A 21,062-nucleotide genomic window follows, 5' to 3' on the forward strand; every position below is an offset into this window, starting at 1 on the left:
GCGCGCGCCGCCGCGATGAGGTCTCGCGGCGGCGCGCGAGGGGGCATGATGGGCACGACCACGGTGCCGCCCGACCCGCACGGCGCCGCCCCGGATCGCCGGAAGAGGTGCCGCACTGTCCCCGAGCACGACCGGCCGGCCCCCCGCGCGGGACGCCGGCCCGGGCTCCCCATTGGACTCGGCCGTGCGCACCTACCTCGGGCACTTGGCCGTCGAGCGCGGGCTGGCCGCCAACACGCTCAGCTCCTACCGGCGCGACCTGCGCCGCTACGCCCTCGTCCAGGACGGGCGGGGCCGCGCGTCCATCGACCAGATCACCGAGGACGACGTCCGCGCGTTCCTGGTGGGGCTGCGGGAGGGCGACGCCGACCATCCGCCGCTGTCGGCGGGGTCGGCGGCGCGCGCGCTCGTCGCGGTCCGCGGGCTGCACCGGTTCGCGGTGCGGGAGGGCCTCGCGCCCGGAGACCCCGCCCACGACGTCAAGCCGCCCACGCCGCCCCGGCGGCTGCCCAAGGCGATCTCGCTGGACGAGGTCGAGCGGCTCCTCGCGGTGGCGGCGGGCCCGGCCGAGGGCGACGCGGGCGCGGCGCGGGGGCTGCGCGACCGGGCGCTGCTGGAGCTGCTGTACGGGTCGGGCGCGCGGATCTCCGAGGCGGTCGGCCTGGACGTCGACGACCTCGACCTGGCGGAGGGGTTCGCGCGCGTCGCGGGCAAGGGCGGCAAGGCCCGGATCGTGCCGATCGGCGACTACGCCCGGCAGGCCGTCGAGGGCTATCTCGTCCGCGCGCGTCCCGGGCTCGCCGCCGCCGGACGCGGCGTCCCCGCCCTGTTCCTCAACGCGCGCGGCGGGCGGCTGTCGCGGCAGGGCGCGTGGATGGTGCTGCGCGCCGCCGCCGACCGGGCCGGGCTGTCGGAGGTGTCCCCCCACACGCTGCGGCACTCGTTCGCGACGCACCTGCTCGACGGGGGCGCCGACGTGCGGGTCGTGCAGGAGTTGCTCGGACACGCCTCGGTGACCACCACACAGGTCTACACTCTCGTGACGGTGCAGTTGCTGCGCGAGGTGTACGCCACCTCGCATCCCCGCGCGCGGAGCTGACAAAAGCCGCTGCCCGCGCGCGTCGGCTTGAGCCTGGAGAGGCGGGGGCCTAGAGTCCCCGTTCTGGATGGCGTTTCCGGCCACCCGGGGAGGGATCTGGTGACCAGCAGGAACGGTGCGGAGGGAGTGCTCTCGTCCGCCACCATAGAGACCGACCCGAGTCGGACCCTCGGTCCGACTCAGCGACCCGTCCCGGTGTTCCCCGAACCTGAGGCGCTGGACGAGCACGGGCCCGCGCGCATCGTGGCCGTGTGCAACCAGAAGGGCGGGGTCGGGAAGACGACCACGACCATCAACCTGGGCGCCGCGCTCGCCGAGTACGGGCGCCGCGTGCTGCTCGTCGACTTCGACCCGCAGGGCGCGCTGTCGGTGGGCCTCGGCAAGGGCGACCCGCGCCAGCTCGACATCACGATCCACAACATGCTGCTGGAGAAGGACACCGAGTGGGAGGACGTCGTCATCGAGACCGGTGTCGACGGCATGGACCTGCTCCCCAGCAACATCGACCTGTCGGGCGCCGAGGTGCAGCTCGTCCACGAGGTCGGGCGCGAGTACATCCTCCAGCAGTCGCTGAAGTCGGCGGTCCCGCACTACGACTACATCCTCATCGACTGCCAGCCCTCGCTCGGCCTGCTCACCGTCAACGCGCTGGCCGCCAGCGAGGGCGTGCTGATCCCGCTGGAGTGCGAGTACTTCGCGATGCGCGGGGTCGCGCTGCTGATGGAGACGATCGAGAAGGTGCAGGGCCGGATCAACCCCGACCTGGTCATCGACGGCGTCCTCGGCACCATGTACGACTCGCGCACCCTGCACACCCGCGAGGTCCTCGGCCGCATCGTCGAGGCGTTCGGCGACCAGGTCTTCCACACGGTCATCAACCGCACGGTGCGCTTCCCCGACGCCACCGTCGCGGGCGAGCCGATCACCTACTTCGACCCCAACTCGATGGGCGCGAACGCCTACCGCGGCCTGGCCCGGGAGGTGCTCGAACGGTGGGCGCGCGTCGGCTGAGGGCGACCGGCCGGTAAGGAACCCCGATGGCCCAGCCCCCCGGAAACCCGTACGGGCCGCCGCCCGCGGGCTTCCCGCCGCCCTTCCCGCCGCCTCCGCCTCCGCGCGGGTCGTCGCGGCTCGTCATCGTGCTCGTCGCGGTGGCCGCCGCGTTCGTCCTGGTGGCGGCGGGCGCCATCGGCTATATCGTGCTGAGCGGCGACGACGCGGCCGGCGACGACCGCCTCGGCCCCACCGACCTGCGCCGCCCGCTGACGTTCCAGCAGGTCGCGGCCGTCAGCGCGCCTCCCTGCGCCGCCGGGACGCTCCCGGACGCCGCGCCCGGCCCGAAGAAGGCGCCCGAGTGCTACCGCCCGGGGCCCGGCGGCATGACCGTCCGGCACGTCGAGGCGATCAGGACCGTGCCGCCGGACGCCGCGTCCGGGCAGAGCTGGAGCGTCCAGCTGTCGCTGGCGTCCGCCGACGCGGCCGGGTTCGCCCGGCTGAGCGGGCAGGCCGCCCAGAGCGCCGCCGGGTCCCCCGGCCGGCGGATCGCGATGATCGTCGATGGGAGGGTCGTCTCCGCGCCGGAGGTGCAGGGCGGCCCGATCACGGGCGGCGAGGTGGTCATCGGCGGCACCTTCACCGAGAGCGAGGCCCGCGACCTGCTCCGCCTGATGACCGGGCGTGAGACCTCCTGACGTGGTCTCCGCTACCGTGAGCGACGTGGACGAGACGCCGCCGCCAGGCCCGGGGGAGGGCCCGAGCGGGAGCCCGGACGAGGGCGAGCACGGGTTCCGCGTCCACCTCGACAACTTCGACGGCCCCTTCGACCTGCTGCTCGGCCTGATCTCCAAGCACAAGCTCGACATCACCGAGGTCTCGCTGCACAAGGTCACCGACGACTTCATCGCGCACATCCGCTCCCACGGCAGCGAGTGGGACCTCGACCAGGCCAGCCACTTCCTGCTGGTCGCGGCGACCCTGCTCGACCTCAAGGCGGCGCGGCTGCTGCCCTCCGGCGAGGTCGACGACGAGGACGACCTCGCGCTGCTGGAGGCCCGCGACCTGCTGTTCGCGCGGCTCCTCCAGTACCGTGCCTACAAGGAGGTCGCCCAGGTGATCTCCGGACGGATCGCCGACCAGAACCGCCGCTTCCCCCGGCTGGTGCCGATGGAGCCGAAGTTCGCCAACCTGCTGCCGGAGGTGCTGCTCGGCCTCGGGCCCGAGGAGTTCGCGCGGCTCGCCGCCAAGGCCCTCGCCCCGAAGGCGCCGCCGTCGGTGTCGGTCGAGCACATGTACCAGCCGAGGGCCAGCGTGAAGGAGCAGGCCGCGATCGTCGTGGAGCGGCTCCGCAGGCTCCGCACGACGACGTTCCGCGTCCTCGCCGCCGACGCCGAGGGCACCTACGAGGTCGTCGCCCGGTTCCTGGCGCTGCTGGAGCTGTACCGGGAGCAGGCGGTCACGTTCGACCAGCCCGAGCCGCTCGGGGAGCTGCGCGTCACCTGGACGGGCAGCGACGACGGCGAGGTGGCCGTCGGCGACGACTACGAGGGCGCCCCCGAGCCGGGCGGCGCCCGCGAGGACGGGGGAGCGGATGACTGAGGCGCCCGACGGCCCGGAGCTGCCGGGGCTGCGCGCCTCGGTCGAGGCGATCCTGCTGGTGGTGGACGAGCCGGTCGCCGAGATCACGCTCGCCCAGCTGCTGGAGCGGCCCCGCGGCGAGGTCGCCGCGACGCTGCGGGAGCTGGCGGCGGAATACACCGAGCAGGGCCGGGGGTTCGACCTCAGGGAGGTCGCCGGCGGCTGGCGGTTCTACACCCGGGACGTGTGCGCCCCGGTCGTGGAGCGCTTCGTCACCGACGGGCAGCAGGCGCGGCTCACCCAGGCCGCGCTGGAGACCCTCGCCGTCGTCGCCTACCGGCAGCCGGTGAGCCGCGCTCGGGTGTCGGCGATCCGGGGCGTCAACAGCGACGGCGTCATGCGTACCCTGACCCTGCGCGGCCTCATCGAGGACGCCGGGCAGGAGCCGGAGACGCAGGCGCACCTGTACCGCACCACCGGGTACTTCCTGGAGCGGCTGGGGCTGCGCGGCCTCGACGAGCTGCCCGAGCTGGCCCCCTACCTTCCCGACGACCTGCCAGAAGACATAGTTGAGGACACGTGACAGACAACGAGGGCGTACGGCTTCAGAAGGTCCTGGCCGAGGCCGGGATCGGCAGCCGCCGCCACTGCGAGGAACTGATCGGCGAGGGCCGGGTCACCGTCGACGGCAAGAAGGTGTTCCGGTTCGGTGAGCGCGTGGATCCCCAGCGCGCCGTCATCCACGTCGACGGCAAGCGCGTCGAGACCCGCGCCGAGATGCGCTACTACGCGATCAACAAGCCGCTCGGCGTGGTGTCGACGATGGCCGACGAGCGGGGCCGCAAGTCCCTCGCCGACTACGTGGAGGTGCCCGAGCGGCTGTTCCACGTCGGCCGGCTCGACACCGACACCGAGGGCCTGATCCTGCTCACCAACGACGGGGAGCTGTCGCACCGCCTCACCCACCCGTCCTACGGGGTGTTCAAGACCTACCTCGCCGAGATCCACGGGCCGATCCCGCGCGACCTCGGCAAGCGGCTCAAGGCCGGGATGACGCTGGAGGACGGGCCCGCCAAGGCCGACAAGTTCCGCGTGTTCGACCAGGTCGGGCGGCGTGTGCTGGTGGAGATCACTTTGCACGAGGGCCGCAAGCACATCGTCCGGCGGCTGCTGAAGGAGGCCGGCTTCCCGGTGCAGCAGCTGGCCCGCATAGAGTTCGGGCCGGTCAAGCTCGGCTCGCTGAAGCCGGGCACGATGCGCGCGCTGACCGTGCGGGAGGTCGGCGAGCTGTACAAGGCCGTGGGCCTGTAGGCACGGCCCGGCGGGGGCCGTCCGGCCCCCGCAGGCACCAGGGAGGGGACGAGGCAGTGGCGGTACGCGCGGTCCGCGGGGCGACGCAGATCGAGGCCGACGACCGGGACCAGATCCTGGAGGCGACGGCGGAGCTGGTCGGCGAGGTCATGTCCCGCAACGGGCTGACCACCGACGACGTGATCAGCGTGATCTTCACGGTCACGCCCGACCTGACGGCGGAGTTCCCGGCGCTCGCCGCGCGCAAGCTCGGCTTCCACGACGTGCCGCTGCTGTGCGCGACGGAGATCGGCGTCCCGCGGGCGCTGCCCCGGGTGATCCGGCTGATGGCGCACATCGAGACCGACCGGCCGCGCTCGGACGTCCACCACGTCTACCTGCGGGGTGCGACGGCGCTCCGCCTGGACATCGCGCAGTAGCGCGCATGGGCAGAGTGCAGTAGCGCGCGTGGGCAGGGTGCGGTAGGGGGCGCAAGAGCGCACGTTGGAAGGGCTCGGCGGCGCCGGGGAGGGACCCGGCGCCACTAGGCTGGCGGGCGTGAACCAGGACATGACGGGCCGCCGGGTCATCGTGGTCGGGACGGGGCTGATCGGCACCTCGATCGCGCTGGCGGCGCGCGGGCGCGGCGCGCAGGTGCTGCTGGCCGACCGGGACGCCGACGCGCTGGCGCTGGCCGCGGAGCTGGGCGCGGGCGACCCGCTGCCCGCGGGCGCGCCCGACCGGCGCGCCGATCTCGCGGTGCTCGCGGTGCCGCCCGCCGCCGTCGCCGTCACGCTGCTGGACGCGCAGAAACGCGGCCTCGCCGCCGTCTACACCGACGTGGCGAGCGTGAAGGCGCTGCCGCTGGAGCAGGCCGAGGCGCTCGGCTGCGACCTGACCTCGTTCGTCGGCGGGCATCCGCTCGCGGGCAGCGAGCGGTCGGGCCCGGCGGCGGCGCGCGCGGACCTGTTCCTCGGCCGACCGTGGGCGCTGTGCCCGCCGTCGGCCGCCGCGCCCGGGGCCGTCGAGGCCGTGGCCGAGCTGGCGCGGGCCTGCGGCGCGACGCCCGTCGAGGTGGAGGCCGCCGAGCACGACCGGGCCGTCGCGCTCGTCTCGCACGCCCCGCACGTGGTGTCGGCCGCCGTCGCGGCGCGCCTGACCGGCGCCGACGACGTCGCGCTCGGCCTGTCCGGGCAGGGCGTCCGGGACGTGACGCGCATCGCCGCGAGCGACCCCCGGCTGTGGATCGGCATCCTGTCGGCCAACTCCGCGCCGGTCGCCGACGTGCTGGAGGCCGTCGCCACCGACCTCGCGGTCGCGGCCTCGCTGCTGCGCGACGGCAGCGAGGAGGCCGCCGGGCACGTCGCCGACCTGCTGCTGCGCGGCAACGCGGGCCGGTCCCGCATCCCCGGCAAGCACGGCGGCGAGGCGCCCGAGTACGCGACCGTGCAGGTGGTCGTGCCCGACCGTCCCGGCGAGCTGGCGATGATCTTCCAGGCGGTGGGCATCGCCCAGGTCAACATCGAAGACGTGACGATCGAGCACTCCCCGGGCCGACCGCTCGGCCTGCTGGAGATCTCGGTGGTGCCCGAGGAGGCCGAGCGGCTGGCGGCGGAGCTGCGCGCCCGCGGCTGGTCCGTCCCCGGCTGACCGGGTCCGCGCGGCGCCCCGCGCCCGGCCGGCGCGCGCTCGGCCCGGGCCAACCGGTCTCACCGGTCGTCCCAGGCCGGTAGCCTGATGCGCTGGGCCTCGTACGGGAACACCGATGCCAAGAGAGGGAGCGATCGTGCCGATCGTCATCGCCATGGACGGCCCGTCCGGGTCCGGGAAGTCCAGCGCGTCCAAGGGCGTCGCGCGCGCGCTCGGCCTGCGCTACCTCGACACCGGCGCCATGTACCGCGCCATGACGTGGTGGATGCTGCGCGAGGGCGTCCCGGTCGAGGACCCGGCCGCCGTCGCCGCCCGCGCCATGGACCCCGTGCTGGACTCGGGAACCGACCCGGCGGCGCCCACGATCACCGTGGACGGCGCGGACGTGTCCGGCCCGATCCGCACCCGCGAGGTGACGAACGCGGTGAGCGCGGTCAGCTCCGTACCCGCGGTCCGGACGCGGCTCGTGCAGCTGCAACGTGAGATCATCGGGATCGGGGGAATCGTGGTGGAGGGACGCGACATCGGCACGGTCGTCGCGCCGGACGCCGCGGTCAAGGTCTACCTCACCGCGAGCGAGGAGGTGCGGGCGCGGCGCCGGGCCGCCGACCCGGCCGCCGACCCGGGCGCGTCGGTGACCACCACGCGGGCCGAGCAGGCCCGGCGGGACCGGATCGACTCCACCCGCGCGGCGTCGCCGCTGACCAAGGCGGCCGACGCGCATGAGATCGACTCGTCCGAGCTGGGGCTCGACGAGGTCATCGAGGCGGTCGTCCGCCTCGTGAAGGAGCGGGAGTAGCGGGGCCGAGTGCCACCGCGGGGACGATGACAACAGTGAGCGAATACGAGATCGAGACCGTGGGCGTCGTCGAGGACGTCGCCGCCGACGAGGGGCCCGCGCCGGTCGTGGCCGTCGTCGGTCGGCCGAACGTCGGCAAGTCCACCCTGGTCAACCGGATCCTCGGCCGCCGCGAGGCGGTCGTGGAGGACGTGCCGGGCGTCACCCGCGACCGGGTCGCCTACGACGCGACCTGGTCGGGGCGCCGGTTCACGGTGGTCGACACCGGCGGCTGGCTGCCGGACTCCTCCGGCCTCGCCGCGGCGATCGCCGAGCAGGCGCGGCTCGCCGTCGACCTGGCCGACGTGGTGATGTTCGTGGTCGACGCGACCGTCGGCGCGACCGACGTCGACGAGGCCGTGGTCGAGATCCTGCGCCGGTCGGGCAAGCCGGTGGTGCTGGTCGCCAACAAGGTCGACGACATCGGCGCCGAGGCCGACGCGGCGCTGCTGTGGTCGCTCGGCATCGGCGAGCCGCACCCGGTCAGCGCCCTGCACGGGCGCGGCTCGGGCGACCTGCTCGACGCGGTGCTGGACGCGCTGCCCGAGCAGGCCCCCGCCGAGACGTTCGGCGAGAGCGGCGGGCCGCGCCGGATCGCGCTGCTCGGCCGCCCGAACGTCGGCAAGTCGAGTCTGCTGAACCAGCTGGCGGGGGAGCAGCGCGCGGTGGTCGACGCGGTCGCGGGCACGACCCGCGACCCGGTCGACGAGCTGATCGAGCTTGGCGGGCAGACCTGGCGGTTCATCGACACGGCCGGGATCAGGCGGCGGCACCGCGAGAACCAGGGCGCCGACTTCTACGCGACGCTGCGGACGCAGTCGGCTCTGGAGCGCGCCGAGGTCGCGGTCGTGCTGGTGGACGCGGCCGAGCCGCTCGCCGAGCAGGACCTGCGGATCATCTCGATGGTGGTCGAGTCGGGCCGGGCGCTGGTCGTCGCCTACAACAAGTGGGACCTGCTGGACGAGGAGCGCCGCCACTACCTGGAACGCGAGATCGACCGGCAGCTCCACAACGCCCGCTGGGCCCCCCGCGTCAACATCTCCGCGAAGACCGGCCGGCACATGGAGAAGCTGGTGCCCGGCATCGAGACGGCGCTGGAGGGCTGGGGCACCCGCGTCCCGACGTCCAAGCTCAACCAGTTCTTCGCCGACCTGGTCAACTCCCACCCGCACCCGGTGCGCGGCGGCAAGCAGCCGCGCGTGCTGTTCGCGACGCAGGCGAGCGTGCGGCCGCCGCGGTTCGTGCTGTTCACCTCCGGGTTCCTGGAGGAGGGCTACCGGCGGTTCATCGAGCGGCGGCTGCGCGAGGAGTTCGGCTTCGAGGGGACCCCGCTCGACATCACCATGAAGATCCGCGAGAAGCGCGGCAAGGCCAAGAAGTAGCGGGCTAGCGCTCCTCGCGGCGCTCGCCCGCGATCCGCTGGTCGCGCGGCGGGAACGCCGACAGGCCCGACGGCTCCGCCGAGCCAGGCGAGCCCGGCGGCGAGGGCGCCGGACGCGCGCCGAGCGAGGGCGGCGGGGTCTCCCGGGCGTAGCGGCCGTAGACCAGCGGCTGCGTCGCCCCGGAGGGCGCGCGTTCCTCCTCGCCCGGCTCGGAGTCGGCAGGCCGTGCCACGCGCGCCGTGAACCGGCCGAGCGCCAGCGCCGCGACGAGCACGATGACGACGCCGAGGCCGGTGAACCCGGCGAGCTGCTCGGCGACGCGCCGCCCCTGCTCGGTACCGAGGGGCGCGCCGACGCCCGGGACGTCCCACAGCGCCGCGAGCGGTCCGCCGACCGCGAACCAGGCGCCGCCGAGCACCGCCAGCCACGCGCCGAGCACCCCGAGCACCCGGTTCGCCGTGCCCAGCACGACCAGCCCGCCCAGCACCGTGGCCGCGCCGGGCGCGACGCTGAGCTGGAGCCGGTCGGTGTCGTAGACCCACGCGTCGTCGGGCGCGAACCCGAAGTCGAGGTAGGGGCCGACGAAGGGCAGCAGGCCGCCCCACGCCCCGAGCAGCACCAGCAGCACGCCGCCGGCCGCGCCCCGTCCGCGCGGGACCCGCAGGGTCCCAGCCATGATCGTTCCTCCTGACCGGGCAAGGTGATGTCGCTTGAATCCCCCTTTACCCGGCGCGGACCGACCCAAGCACGCCGCCGTCCGGCGGCGCGACGTTCCGCGCGTACCGGTCGGGAGCGGCGGGGTCGAGGTGCCAGCCGACCACCCGGACGGGATGGATCCGGATCAGGTCGTCGCTGAAGAACCCCTCGCCGAAGGGCATCCGCCCCTTCACGAACTCGGCCCGCCCCCGCACCTCGACGCCGCGCCCCCAGCCGGGCTTGGCCGCGTCCGGGTCGTCGGCGGCGGCCAGGTCGTCGACGAGGAACGACACCCGGGGGTCGGCCTGGATGTTGCGGTACTTGCGGCTGGCCGCGTTGTTGGGCCCGCCGATGTCGATCGTCCCGTCGTCGTTGAGCCGGAATCCGACGGGATGGCTGTGCGGTTCGCCGTCCGGGCCGATGGTGGAGAGCCGTCCGAGCGGCTGCGTGGCCAGGTAGGCGCGCTCCGGCTCGGTGAACGGATGCGTCATGGGTCGGTCCCCCTCGATTCTCGTGCTTCGCCAACGAGTCCGACGCTAGGACCTCAAGCGGGCTTCAGGTCAATCGCGCCCGCGCGACCCTCGCATCCGCCAGATATTTTGATCCTCTTACCTCTCATATGCACGGACGAAGGTGATTATGCCTCGCATGTGCGAAACGCTAGGCTGCTCCCGTGACGACGTTCAGGATCAGTGAGGCGGCCGCGCTGCTCGGGGTCAGCGCCGACACCGTCCGCCGGTGGGTGGACGGCGGGCGCCTCCCCGCCGAGCGTGACGAGCACGGCCACCGGCGGGTGCCGGGGGAGGAGCTGGCCGCGTTCGTGCGCGACCAGGCCCGCCGGGACGCGGCGTCCGACCCGGGCGGCCGGTTCTCCTCGGCGCGCAACCGCATGCGCGGCATCGTCACCGAGGTCGTCAGGGACGGGGTGATGGCGCAGGTGGAGATCCAGGCGGGCCCGTTCCGCGTGGTGTCGCTGATGAGCCGGGAGGCGGCCGACGAGCTGGGGCTGCGCGCCGGGGTCGTCGTCGAGGCCGTGGTGAAGTCCACGAACGTCGTCGTCGAGGTATGAGGGGAGAACCTGTGCGCAAGCGCGTTCCGGCGGGCGTCGCGGCCTGCCTGCTCCTGCTGGTCACGGCCGCGGGATGCGGTGACACCGGCGATTCCGACGCCTCTGGCGGCGGTTCTGGCGGCGGGACGCTGACGGTGTTCGCCGCCGCCTCACTCACCGAGACGTTCACCGCCCTCGGCAAGGAGTTCGAGGCGGCGCACCCCGGGGTGAAGGTCAGATTCAGCTTCGGCGCCAGCTCGACGCTGGCCCAGCAGATCACGCAGGGCGCGCCCGCGGACGTGTTCGCCGCCGCCAGCCCCGCCACCATGAAGACCGTCGCCGACGCCGGGGACGCGGCCGGGGCGCCGCAGGTGTTCACCAGGAACCGCCTGGTCATCGCCGTCCCCAAGGACGATCCGGGCAGGGTGGGCGCGGTGCGCGACCTCTCCCGGCCCGGCCTCAAGGTCGTGCTGTGCGCGGAGCAGGTGCCCTGCGGCGCGGCCGCGAAGAAGGCCCTGGACGCGGCGAAGGTCACGCTCAAGCCGGTCTCGCGCGAGCGGGACGTGAAGGCCGTGCTGACCAAGGTGCGGCTGGGCGAGGCCGACGCCGGGCTCGTCTACCGCACCGACGCGAAGGCGGCCGCGCCGCAGGTCAAGGGCATCGAGTTTCCCGAGTCGGCGCAGGCGGTCAACGACTACCCGATCGCGGAGGTCGCCAAGGCGCCCCGGCCCGCGCTGGCCAAGGAGTTCGTCGCGCTGGTGCTCGGGCCGAAGGGGAAGGCCGCGCTGACCGGCGCGGGGTTCGAGTCGCCGTGAGCCCGCGCGGTCGCGCTCCGGACGGCGACCGGCCGCCGGGCCGCCCGCCGTGGGTCCTGGTGGCGCCCGCGCTGATCGGGCTCGCGTTCCTGGTGCTGCCGCTGGTGGGCCTGCTCGTCCGCGCGCCGTGGTCCACGCTCGGCACCCGCCTCGTGCAGGGCCAGGTGCTGGACGCGCTGCGGCTCTCGCTGCTCAGCGCCACGCTCGCGACCGCGCTGTGCGTGCTGTTCGGGGTGCCGCTGGCGTGGGTGCTGGCGCGCGTCCCGTTCCCCGGCGCGCGGCTCGTCCGCGCGCTGGTGACGGTGCCGCTGGTGCTGCCCCCGGTGGTCGGCGGCGTCGCGCTGCTGCTGGTGCTCGGGCGGCGCGGCCTCGTCGGCGGCTGGCTGGACGACACGCTCGGTGTCACGTTCCCGTTCACCACCGCCGGGGTCGTGCTCGCCGAGACGTTCGTCGCGATGCCGTTCCTCGTGATCAGCGTCGAGGGCGCGCTGCGCGCCGCCGACCTGCGCTACGAGGAGGCCGCCGCGACGCTCGGCGCCACCCGTTGGACGATCTTCCGCCGGGTCACGCTGCCGCTCGTCGCGCCCGGCGTCGCGGCGGGCGCGATCCTGTGCTGGGCGCGGGCGCTCGGCGAGTTCGGCGCGACGATCACGTTCGCGGGCAACTTCCCGGGCCGGACGCAGACGATGCCGCTGGCGGTCTACCTGGCGCTGGAGACCGACCCGCAGGCCGCGATCGTGCTGAGCCTCGTGCTGCTCGCCGTCTCGGTGCTGGTGCTCGCCGCGCTCCGGGACCGCTGGGTGGGCGCCTCATGACCGCCGAAGCGGCCGCCGAGGGGCTGGACGCGCGGCTCGTCGTGCGGCGCGGCGCCTTCGACCTCGACCTCGCGCTCACCGCCGCGCCCGGCGAGGTCGTGGCGCTGCTCGGCCCGAACGGCGCGGGCAAGAGCACCGCGTTGCGGGCGCTCGCCGGACTCGTCGCGACGGCGGGCGGGCAGCTGCGGGTGGACGGGGCGGACCTGCGCCCGCTGCCGTCCGAGCGCCGCGGGATCGGCATGGTCTTCCAGGACTACCTGCTGTTCCCGCACCTCAGCGCCCTCGACAACGTGGCGTTCGGGCCGCGCTGCCGGGGGATGCGACGGCGCGCCGCGCGCCGTCGCGCCGCCGGATGGCTGGAGCGGGTCGGGCTCGCCGAGCACGCCGCGTCCCGTCCGGGCGCGCTGTCGGGCGGGCAGGCGCAGCGGGTCGCGCTCGCCCGCGCGCTGGCCGTCGAGCCCCGGCTGCTCCTGCTGGACGAGCCGCTCGCCGCGCTCGACGCCCACACGCGGATGGAGATCCGCGCCGCGCTGCGCCGCCACCTGGCCGGGTTCACCGGCGCGACCGTCCTGGTCACCCACGACCCGCTGGACGCGATGGTGCTCGCCGACCGGCTCGTCGTGGTGGAGGACGGGCGGCTCGTCCAGCAGGGCACGCCCGCCGAGGTCGCGCGCCGCCCCCGCACCGACTACGTCGCGCGGCTGGTGGGGCTGAACCTGTACCGGGGCCGCGCGGAGGCGGGAACGGTCCTGGTCGGCGAGGGGGGCGGGACGCTCGACACTGTGGACTCACTCGACGGTGAGGTGTTCCTGGCTTTCGCGCCATCCTCGGTGGCGCTGTACCGGACGCGTCCCGACGGCAGCCCCCGCAACCTCTGGCGCGCCCGCGTCGCCGCCGTGGAACGGCAGGGCGACCGCGTCCGGGTGCAGCTCTCGGGGCCGCCTTTCCCCGCCGTCGCCGAGGTCACCCCGGCCGCCGTCGCGGAGCTGCAATTGTCGGAGGGCAGCCTGATATGGGCGGCCGTGAAGGCCACCGAGACCCATGTTTACCCAGCTTGATCGCCTTGAGTCGGGGCGGGGGCGTGCTGATCTCCGCACGCCCGTACCCAGGTGATATCAATCACAAAAAGGTACGGGAAGGCCCAAAGGGGGACCTGATTGGTCCAGACCAAATGGCAAAAACAGCGGGACTTGTTCATCATGCAAACATCCTGCGAACAGCTGAAGGAGTTGCCCGTGTCCCACCAGATCCCCGGCCTCGACCAGGCCCCGACAGGTCACCCCGAACTGACTGAGTGGGTACGCGGGATCGCCGAGCTGACCAGGCCCGACCGCGTCGAGTGGTGCGACGGTTCGGACGAGGAGTGGGAGCGCCTCACCGGCCTGCTCGTCGAGCAGGGCACGTTCACGAGGCTCGACCCGGCGAAACGGCCGAACAGCTTCCACGCCGCCTCCGACCCGACCGACGTCGCCCGCGTCGAGGACCGCACGTTCATCTGCTCCGAGAAGGAGTCCGACGCCGGCCCCACCAACAACTGGGTCGCGCCCGCCGAGATGCGCGAGACCCTCGGCGGCCTGTTCGACGGCTGTATGCGTGGCCGCGCCATGTACGTGGTGCCGTTCTGCATGGGCCCGCTCGGCGGGAACATCTCCCAGCTCGGCGTCGAGATCACCGACTCCGCCTACGTCGCGGTGTCGATGCGGGTCATGACGCGGATGGGCGCCGGCGCGCTGAAGCTGATCGAGGAGCGCGGCTCGTTCGTCAGGTGCGTCCACTCGGTCGGCGCGCCGCTGGAGCCGGGCCAGGCCGACGTGAAGTGGCCGTGCAACTCCACCAAGTACATCACGCACTTCCCCGAGACCCGCGAGATCTGGTCCTACGGGTCCGGCTACGGCGGTAACGCGCTGCTGGGCAAGAAGTGCTACGCGCTGCGCATCGCCTCCACGATGGCCCGCGACGAGGGCTGGATGGCCGAGCACATGCTCATCCTGAAGCTCACCCCGCCGCAGGGGGAGACCCGCTACGTCGCGGCGGCGTTCCCGTCGGCGTGCGGCAAGACCAACCTCGCGATGCTGGAGCCGACCATCCCGGGCTGGAAGGTCGAGACCATCGGCGACGACATCGCCTGGATGCGCTTCGGCGACGACGGCCGCCTGTACGCGATCAACCCCGAGGCCGGGTTCTTCGGCGTCGCGCCCGGCACCGGCGAGAGCACCAACGCCAACGCCGTGAAGACGCTGTGGGGCAACAGCGTGTTCACCAACGTCGCGCTCACCGACGACGGCGACGTGTGGTGGGAGGGCCTCACCGACGAGCCGCCCGCGCACCTGACCGACTGGAAGGGCAACGACTGGACGCCCGAGTCCGGCACGCCCGCCGCGCACCCCAACGCCCGCTTCACCACCCCGGCCGGGCAGTGCCCGATCATCGCCGACGAGTGGGAGGACCCGAAGGGCGTGCCGATCTCGGCGATCCTGTTCGGCGGCCGCCGCGCGTCGGCCGTCCCGCTGGTCACCGAGTCTTTCGACTGGCAGCAGGGCGTGTTCCTCGGCGCGAACGTCGCCTCGGAGAAGACCGCCGCCGCCGAGGGCACGGTCGGCGAGCTGCGCCGCGACCCGTTCGCCATGCTGCCGTTCTGCGGCTACAACATGGGCGACTACTTCGGCCACTGGCTGGAGATCGGCAAGGCCACCGAGGCCGAGAAGCTGCCGCGGATCTACTACGTCAACTGGTTCCGCAAGAACGCCGACGGCAAGTTCATCTGGCCGGGCTTCGGCGAGAACAGCCGCGTGCTCAAGTGGATCGTCGAGCGGCTGAACGGCCAGGCCGACGCCGTCAAGTCGCCGATCGGGCACCTGCCGACCCGCGAGGCGCTCGACACGGGCGGCCTCGACCTCGCCGAGGCCGACCTCGACACGCTGCTGTCGGTCGACACGCAGGTCTGGAAGCAGGAGGCCGCCCTGGTCCCCGAGCACTTCGAGACGTTCGGCGACCACCTGCCCAAGGCGCTGTGGGACGAGTACCACGACCTCGTCCGGCGCCTGGAGTCCTGACGGCCGCCTAGCGGTCGCCCAGGGCTCCGCCCGCGCCCGCCCTCGGTATTCCACTCCCGGGGGCGGGCGCGCCGCGTATCCGGCACCCCGAAATTTGCGTACTTTGGGGGCGGACTTGGGCATCCCGGAGCGAGCGGACGGCAAGCAGTGGGGTGAGGCGCCCGCCGGGGGAAGGCCGGGCGCACCGCGCACCCGAGGGGGACGCCGTGGCCGGAACGCCGTTCGGCTCGATGTTCGACGATCCGTTCCGCGGATTCGAGTACCTGACCGGACGGATGTTCGGCGCCCCCGAGACGTGGCCGCCGCGCGGCGGCGCGCAGCGCGTCGACATCGGGCGGCTGCTGAGCGAGAGCGGCCGCGAGCTGGTCGCCCACGCGCTGGAGCGCGCGGGCCGGCGCGGCGCCGCCGACCTGGACGTGATCGACCTGCTGGCGGCCGCCGCCGAGACCATCCCCGCGCGGAGCCTGCTGACCGCGGCGGGCGCCGACCCGGACGCGCTGCTCACCCGCATCGCGGACATGACCGGCGACGGCACGCCCGGCGAGCCGCCCGAGACCCTCACCCCGGCCGCCAAGCGCGCGCTGCTGGACTCCCAGCGCGTCTCGCGGGCGCTGGAGGACAGCTACATCGGCCCGCAGCACCTGCTGATGGCGCTCGTGGCCAACCCCGACTCGTCCGCGACCCGGCTGCTCACCGCCCAGGGCGTGTCGGCGAACGAGCTGCGGGACGCGGCGCTGGAGCGCCCCGACGGGGCCGGCGCCCGCACCGGCCGCGCCGTCCGGGGGCAGAGCGCCACGCCCACGCTCGACGACTACGGCCGCGACCTGACCGAGGAGGCCCGCGAGGGGCGCCTCGATCCCGTCGTCGGCCGCGAGGACGTGATCGAGCAGGCGATCGAGGTGCTGTCGCGGCGGACCAAGAACAACCCGTGCCTGACCGGGGAGCCCGGCGTCGGCAAGACCGCGATCGTCGAGGGCATCGCGCAGCGCGTCGTCAACGGCGCCGTCCCCGAGACGCTGAAGGACCGGCGGGTCGTCGCGCTGGACCTCACCGGCATGGTCGCCGGGTCCAGGTACCGGGGCGAGTTCGAGGAGCGGATCAAGAAGGTGCTGGAGGAGATCCGCGCGCACTCCGACGAGCTGGTGATCTTCATCGACGAGGTGCACATGCTGGTCGGCGCCGGCTCGGCCGAGGGCGGCATGGACGCCGCCAACGTCCTGAAGCCCGCCCTCGCGCGCGGCGAACTGCACGTCGTCGCGGCCACCACGATCGAGGAGTACCGCCGGAGCATCGAGAAGGACGGCGCGCTGGAGCGCCGCTTCCAGCCGCTGCTGGTCGCCGAGCCCACCGTCGAGGAGACCGTGCGGATCCTCGCGGGGCTGCGCGACAAGTACGAGGCGCACCACCAGGTCCGCGTCACCGACGAGGCCCTGGACGCGGCGGCGCGGCTGTCGGACCGCTACGTCTCCGACCGGTTCCTGCCCGACAAGGCCATCGACCTGATGGACCACGCCGCCGCCCGCGTCCGGCTGCGGGCCCTGTCCCCGGACGAGGACGCCCGGGAGCTGGAGGGGCGCCTGGAGTCGCTGCACCGCGACAAGGACGCGGCAGTCGCGAACGAGGACTTCGACCGCGCCAAGCAGCTCCGCGAGGAGATCGAGCGGCTGCGGCCCGAGCTGGAGGCCGCCCGGCACGGCCGCGACGACGTCCCCGAGGTGACCGTGGCCGACGTCGCCGACGTCGTGTCCCGCCGCACCGGAATCCCCGCGTCCCAGCTCACCGAGGAGGAGCGCGACCAGCTCCTGCGCCTGGAGGAGCGGCTCCACGAGCGGGTGGTCGGGCAGGACGAGGCGGTCGGCGCGGTCGCCGAGGCCGTCCGCCGGGGCCGTGCCGGGCTGTCGGACCCCGGACGCCCGCAGGGCGGCTTCCTGTTCCTCGGACCGACCGGCGTCGGCAAGACCGAGCTGGCGCGGGCGCTCGCCGACGTGCTGTTCGCGGGCCACATGGTGCGCGTCGACATGAGCGAGTTCCAGGAGCGGCACACGGTGAGCCGGCTGATCGGCGCGCCGCCCGGATACGTCGGCTACGAGGAGGCGGGACGGCTCACCGAGGCCGTCCGGCACCGCCCGCACTCGGTCGTCCTGCTGGACGAGATCGAGAAGGCGCATCCCGACGTCATGAACATCCTGCTCCAGATCCTCGACGACGGCCGCCTCACCGACGGGCAGGGCCGCACGGTCGACTTCACCAACACGATCATCATCATGACCAGCAACGTCGGCGCGCAAATGATCCTGGAGGCCGGGGGAGACGCCACCGAACTGCGCGGACAGATCCTCGACCTGCTCCAGCGGACGCTCCGGCCCGAACTGCTCAACCGCATCGACGAGACCATCGTGTTCACCCGCCTGGACCGGGGCCAGCTCCGCCAGATCGTCGATCTGCTGCTGGAGGGCACCCGCCGCCGCCTGCACGCCCAGGGCGTCGCGCTGGAGGTGGACGACGCGGCCAAGGACTGGCTCGCCGAGCGCGGCCACCAGCCCGAGTACGGCGCCCGCCCGCTGCGCCGCACCCTCCAGCGCGAGCTGGACAACCGGCTCTCCCGGATGCTGCTGGACGGCCGGATCGGCGACGGCGACACCGCCCGCGTCCACCACCCCGAGGGCGGCGACCTCGACATCGAGGTCGAGCACGCCCCGGCGGGGGCCTGAACTCGGGGAACCTCAAGTCGACTTGAGGCCGCATAGGATTGCGGGCATGACACGGCTTGAGTTCCGCGTGCACGAGCTGACCGTCGGGCAGCTCGCCGAGCGCAGCGGCGTCGCCGTCTCGGCGCTGCACTTCTACGAGGCCAAGGGCCTGATCAGCAGCCGCCGCACGGCCGGCAACCAGCGCCGCTTCACCCGCGACACGCTGCGCCGGGTGTCGTTCATCAAGGTCTCGCAGCGGGTCGGGATCCCGCTCAGCGAGATCAAGGCCGCGCTCGCCACGCTCCCCGAGGAGCGCACCCCCACCGTCGCGGACTGGGCGCGCCTGTCGGAGCACTGGCGCAGCGACCTGGACGCCCGCATCTCCCAGCTCGAACGCCTCCGCGACGACCTCACCGAGTGCATCGGCTGCGGCTGCCTGTCGATCAACAAGTGCGCCCTCGCCAACCCCTACGACCGGCTCGGCGACGAGGGCCCCGGGCCGCGCAGGCTCCTCGTCCAGGAGACCGACCGCGCCCACGGCGACGACGGCCGGTCGCCGCGTCCGGCGCAGGACACCGGCCACGGCACCTGCCGCCCGGTGGTGGACGAGGCCCCCGACGGCATGCCGGCCGACTGCCTCCCGTCCTGCGCTCCCGAGGGCTGCTGAAACCCACGCCTTCGAGGGCCGCTGGACCCCTGCTCCCGGCCCGGGGGAGGCCCCGGGCCGGGAGAGTGATCACAGGCTGCGGCGGGCGGAGGGCTCGCGGCCGGACGGCTGGCCGGGGGTCGGGCGGGCGGTGACCGGCTTGATCGGCAGCTCGATCGGCTCGTCCCCCAGCGTGAACTCCTCGCCGTGGTGCCGCAGCTTCAGGCCGGGGCCCTCCAGCAGCTCGTAGGTGGCGGCCTCGGCGGTCACGTTGACCCGCAGCCGGTTGTCGCGGTAGCGCATCCGGAACGCGAGCCGGCTGATGCCGCCGGGCAGCCGCGGCGCGAACCGCAGCCGCCCGCCGCCCGCGCGCATCCCGCCGAACCCGGCGACGAGCCCGTTCCACGCGCCCGCCATCGACGCGATGTGCAGCCCGTCGCGGGTGTTGTGGTTGAGGTCGTGCAGGTCCAGCAGCGCGGTCTCGCCGAGGTAGTCGTGCGCGAGGTCGAGCTGCCCGACCTCAGCCGCGATCACCGCCTGGGTCTGCGCCGACAGCGAGGAGTCCCGGACGGTCAGCCCCTCGTAGTACTCGAAGTCGCGGACCTTCTGCTCCTCGGTGAACGCCTCCCCGCACAGGTGCAGCGCGAGCACCAGGTCGGCCTGCTTGACGACCTGCTTGCGGTACAGGTCGAAGTAGGGGAAGTTCAGCAGCAGGGGGTAGTGCTCGGGCTTGGTCGCCCCGAAGTCCCAGCGGGCGTGGTTGGTGAAGTTCTCGTTCTGCGGGTGGACGCCCAGCCGGTCGTCGTAGGGGATCAGCATCGCGGCCGCCGCGTCCCGCCACGACGCCGCCTCCTCGGTCGTCACGCCCAGCCGGTCGGCGAGGTCGGGATGCCGCATCGCCATGTCGGCCGCCGCCTCCATGTTCCGGCGCGCCATCAGGTTCGTGTAGACGTTGTTGTCCACGATCGCGGTGTACTCGTCGGGGCCGGTCACGCCGTCGACGCGGAACACGCCGCCCACGTCGTGGTGGCCGAGGCTCCGCCACAGCCGGGCGGTCGCCACCACCACCTCGACCCCGACCTCCCGCTCGAACCGCTCGTCGCACGTCGCGTCCACGTACCGGACGACGGCGTCGGAGATGTCGGCGTTGACGTGGAAGGCGGCCGTCCCGGCGGGCCAGTACCCCGAGCACTCGTGCCCGCGGATCGTCCGCCACGGGAACGCCGCGCCCTCCAGCCCGAGCTGCGCCGCGCGCTCGCAGGCCAGCGGCAGCGTCATGTGCCGCCAGGCCAGCGCGTCGGCCGCCGCGCCCGGCGAGGTGTAGGTCAGGACGGGCAGCACGAACGTCTCGGTGTCCCAGAACGTGTGCCCGTCGTAGCCGGGCCCGGTCAGCCCCTTCGCCGGGATCATGCGGCGCTCCGCGCGGGCCCCGGCCTGGAGGACGTGGAACAGGCTGAACCGGACCGCCTGCTGGATCTCGGCGTCCCCGTCCACCTCCACGTCCGCGCCGCACCAGAACTCGTCGAGGTACTCGCGCTGCTCGGCCAGCAGCCCGTCCCACCCCGTCTGCCGGGCGCCCGCCAGCGCCCCGACCACCTGGTCGTGCAGCGCCGGCCGCGACCGCTGGCTCGACCACCCGTACGCCAGGTACTTGACGATCCGCAGCCGCTGCCCCGGCTCCAGCCGCGTCGCGACCGTCAGCCGCCCGACGTCCGGGGAGCTCTCGGTGTCCACCGCCATCGACTCGGGGCCGTCGATGTGGTGGGACATGCCCGCCGCCATCCGCAGCCCGCTCTTGCGGGTGCGGTGCAGCAGCAGCACCTTCGTCCCGTTCGCGACGTGCTCCTCGCTGACCAGCGGGCTCTCCAGGATCGCCGACGCGCGCGGATCGCGCCCGCCGCCCGGCAGCGCCTCGTTGGCGACCAGCTCCGACTGCGCGACGACCCGGACCGCCGCGTCCACCGGCTCGACGTCGTAGCAGATCGCCGCGACCGCCCGCTGCGTCAGCGACACCATCCGGGTCGAGGTGATCTTGACGCGCCGGTCGGCCGGAGACGTCCACTCCACATGCCGGGTGAGCGTGCCCGCCCGCAGGTCCAGGACCCGCTCGTGGTGGTGGACGCGGCCGTAGCGCACGTCGAACGGCTCGTCGTCCACCAGCAGCCGGATCACCTTGCCGTTGGTGACGTTGATCACCGTCTGCCCGGACTCGGGATAGCCGTAGGCGGCCTCCGCCTGCGGCAGCGGCCGCTGCTCGTAGAAGGAGTTCAGATAGGTGCCCGGCAGACCGTGCGGCTCCCCCTCGTCAAGGTTGCCGCGGATGCCGAGGTGCCCGTTGGACAGCGCGAACACCGACTCGCTCTGCGCCAGCCGGTCCAGGCGCAGCTCCGGCTCCCGCACGCACCACGGCTCTACCAGGTACACCGGACGATCCGCTGCGGCCTGGCCCTCGCTCTCGTTCACTCG

General features: G+C 73.7%; 19 protein-coding genes and 1 pseudogene. 17 read left to right on the plus strand and 3 right to left on the minus strand.

From position 1 onward, the window contains the following. Window positions 1-184: 184 nt before the first annotated feature. From K2F47_RS08160 to der, 10 genes are all read left to right on the plus strand, one after another. Window positions 185-1,099: a site-specific tyrosine recombinase XerD gene (locus tag K2F47_RS08160; protein ID WP_308198381.1), complete on the plus strand. Its 915-nt coding sequence runs from the start codon at window positions 185-187 to the stop codon at window positions 1,097-1,099. A 126-nt stretch (window positions 1,100-1,225) separates the two neighbouring features. Continuing rightward, on the plus strand, window positions 1,226-2,110 hold the full coding sequence (locus K2F47_RS08165; RefSeq protein WP_372490837.1) for a ParA family protein: 885 nt from the start codon (window positions 1,226-1,228) through the stop codon (window positions 2,108-2,110). 26 nt (window positions 2,111-2,136) lie between these two features. Continuing rightward, the gene (locus K2F47_RS08170; RefSeq protein WP_242902145.1) at window positions 2,137-2,790 is read left to right on the plus strand and encodes a SecDF P1 head subdomain-containing protein; all 654 of its coding nucleotides are present in this window, start codon (window positions 2,137-2,139) and stop codon (window positions 2,788-2,790) included. A gap of 25 nt (window positions 2,791-2,815) precedes the next feature. Next, window positions 2,816-3,694 carry a segregation and condensation protein A gene (locus tag K2F47_RS08175; RefSeq protein WP_242902146.1) on the plus strand — a complete coding sequence of 293 codons (879 nt, stop codon included), beginning with the start codon at window positions 2,816-2,818 and terminating at the stop codon, window positions 3,692-3,694. Beyond that, complete coding sequence (scpB, locus tag K2F47_RS08180; RefSeq protein WP_242902147.1) at window positions 3,687-4,256, plus strand: SMC-Scp complex subunit ScpB; 570 nt, start codon at window positions 3,687-3,689, stop codon at window positions 4,254-4,256. The genes K2F47_RS08175 and scpB overlap by 8 nt, the downstream gene beginning before the upstream one ends. Continuing rightward, a complete protein-coding gene (locus K2F47_RS08185) occupies window positions 4,253-4,984 on the plus strand; it encodes a pseudouridine synthase (protein ID WP_242902148.1) in 732 nt (243 codons plus the stop codon). Before scpB ends, K2F47_RS08185 begins: the two co-directional genes overlap by 4 nt. A 56-nt stretch (window positions 4,985-5,040) precedes the next feature. Continuing rightward, window positions 5,041-5,403 (plus strand): chorismate mutase, encoded by a 363-nt coding sequence (gene aroH, locus K2F47_RS08190; protein ID WP_242887333.1) that lies wholly within the window; start codon window positions 5,041-5,043, stop codon window positions 5,401-5,403. Window positions 5,404-5,533: 130 nt separating this feature from the next. Next, on the plus strand, window positions 5,534-6,613 hold the full coding sequence (locus tag K2F47_RS08195) for a prephenate dehydrogenase (RefSeq protein ID WP_242902609.1): 1,080 nt from the start codon (window positions 5,534-5,536) through the stop codon (window positions 6,611-6,613). 115 nt (window positions 6,614-6,728) lie between these two features. Next, window positions 6,729-7,412, plus strand: coding sequence for a (d)CMP kinase (cmk, locus tag K2F47_RS08200; protein WP_242902149.1), 684 nt, complete (start codon window positions 6,729-6,731; stop codon window positions 7,410-7,412). A 26-nt stretch (window positions 7,413-7,438) separates the two neighbouring features. Continuing rightward, a complete protein-coding gene (gene der, locus K2F47_RS08205) occupies window positions 7,439-8,833 on the plus strand; it encodes a ribosome biogenesis GTPase Der (protein ID WP_242902150.1) in 1,395 nt (464 codons plus the stop codon). 4 nt (window positions 8,834-8,837) lie between these two features. On the opposite strand, the gene K2F47_RS08210 is transcribed toward der, so the two are convergent. Next, complete coding sequence (locus tag K2F47_RS08210) at window positions 8,838-9,509, minus strand: hypothetical protein (protein ID WP_242902151.1); 672 nt, start codon at window positions 9,507-9,509, stop codon at window positions 8,838-8,840. Window positions 9,510-9,555: 46 nt separating this feature from the next. Next, window positions 9,556-10,020, minus strand: coding sequence for a PPOX class F420-dependent oxidoreductase (locus tag K2F47_RS08215; RefSeq protein ID WP_242902152.1), 465 nt, complete (start codon window positions 10,018-10,020; stop codon window positions 9,556-9,558). Window positions 10,021-10,202: 182 nt separating this feature from the next. On the opposite strand from K2F47_RS08215, the gene K2F47_RS08220 reads away from it, so the two are divergent. From K2F47_RS08220 to soxR, 7 genes and pseudogenes are all read left to right on the plus strand, one after another. Beyond that, window positions 10,203-10,598, plus strand: coding sequence for a TOBE domain-containing protein (locus tag K2F47_RS08220; protein ID WP_242902153.1), 396 nt, complete (start codon window positions 10,203-10,205; stop codon window positions 10,596-10,598). After that, on the plus strand, window positions 10,595-11,392 hold the full coding sequence (modA, locus tag K2F47_RS08225; protein WP_372490825.1) for a molybdate ABC transporter substrate-binding protein: 798 nt from the start codon (window positions 10,595-10,597) through the stop codon (window positions 11,390-11,392). The genes K2F47_RS08220 and modA overlap by 4 nt, the downstream gene beginning before the upstream one ends. Then, window positions 11,389-12,207 (plus strand): ABC transporter permease, encoded by an 819-nt coding sequence (locus tag K2F47_RS08230; RefSeq protein WP_242902155.1) that lies wholly within the window; start codon window positions 11,389-11,391, stop codon window positions 12,205-12,207. The genes modA and K2F47_RS08230 overlap by 4 nt, the downstream gene beginning before the upstream one ends. Further along, on the plus strand, window positions 12,204-13,265 hold the full coding sequence (locus tag K2F47_RS08235) for an ABC transporter ATP-binding protein (protein WP_242902156.1): 1,062 nt from the start codon (window positions 12,204-12,206) through the stop codon (window positions 13,263-13,265). The genes K2F47_RS08230 and K2F47_RS08235 overlap by 4 nt, the downstream gene beginning before the upstream one ends. Before the next feature lie 177 nt (window positions 13,266-13,442). Continuing rightward, window positions 13,443-15,260, plus strand: coding sequence for a phosphoenolpyruvate carboxykinase (GTP) (locus K2F47_RS08240; RefSeq protein ID WP_242902157.1), 1,818 nt, complete (start codon window positions 13,443-13,445; stop codon window positions 15,258-15,260). A gap of 230 nt (window positions 15,261-15,490) precedes the next feature. Beyond that, window positions 15,491-17,971, plus strand: coding sequence for an ATP-dependent Clp protease ATP-binding subunit (locus K2F47_RS08245; protein WP_272496798.1), 2,481 nt, complete (start codon window positions 15,491-15,493; stop codon window positions 17,969-17,971). 46 nt (window positions 17,972-18,017) lie between these two features. Continuing rightward, window positions 18,018-18,491: pseudogene (gene soxR / locus K2F47_RS08250) on the plus strand (redox-sensitive transcriptional activator SoxR); the annotation flags it as partial. A 195-nt stretch (window positions 18,492-18,686) separates the two neighbouring features. Here the strand turns inward: soxR and K2F47_RS08255 are convergent. After that, entirely contained in the window at window positions 18,687-21,059 is a 2,373-nt protein-coding gene (locus tag K2F47_RS08255) for a glycoside hydrolase family 65 protein (RefSeq protein WP_242902159.1), read from the minus strand. Window positions 21,060-21,062 lie beyond the last annotated feature (3 nt).

Origin of the sequence: Actinomadura terrae (assembly GCF_022751215.1) — a bacterium.
GTDB classification, from domain to species: domain Bacteria; phylum Actinomycetota; class Actinomycetes; order Streptosporangiales; family Streptosporangiaceae; genus Spirillospora; species Spirillospora terrae.

Excerpts from the sequence above, each read along its gene's own strand:
- K2F47_RS08235 (WP_242902156.1), top strand. The coding sequence starts at position 12,204 with ATGACCGCCGAAGCGGCCGCCGAGGGGCTGGACGCGCGGCTCGTCGTG.
- cmk (WP_242902149.1), top strand. The coding sequence starts at position 6,729 with ATGCCAAGAGAGGGAGCGATCGTGCCGATCGTCATCGCCATGGACGGC.
- K2F47_RS08245 (WP_272496798.1), top strand. The coding sequence starts at position 15,491 with ATGTTCGACGATCCGTTCCGCGGATTCGAGTACCTGACCGGACGGATG.
- modA (WP_372490825.1), top strand. The coding sequence starts at position 10,595 with ATGAGGGGAGAACCTGTGCGCAAGCGCGTTCCGGCGGGCGTCGCGGCC.
- der (WP_242902150.1), top strand. The coding sequence starts at position 7,439 with ATGACAACAGTGAGCGAATACGAGATCGAGACCGTGGGCGTCGTCGAG.
- scpB (WP_242902147.1), top strand. The coding sequence starts at position 3,687 with ATGACTGAGGCGCCCGACGGCCCGGAGCTGCCGGGGCTGCGCGCCTCG.
- K2F47_RS08210 (WP_242902151.1), bottom strand. The coding sequence starts at position 9,509 with ATGGCTGGGACCCTGCGGGTCCCGCGCGGACGGGGCGCGGCCGGCGGC.
- K2F47_RS08195 (WP_242902609.1), top strand. The coding sequence starts at position 5,534 with ATGACGGGCCGCCGGGTCATCGTGGTCGGGACGGGGCTGATCGGCACC.
- K2F47_RS08170 (WP_242902145.1), top strand. The coding sequence starts at position 2,137 with ATGGCCCAGCCCCCCGGAAACCCGTACGGGCCGCCGCCCGCGGGCTTC.
- K2F47_RS08215 (WP_242902152.1), bottom strand. The coding sequence starts at position 10,020 with ATGACGCATCCGTTCACCGAGCCGGAGCGCGCCTACCTGGCCACGCAG.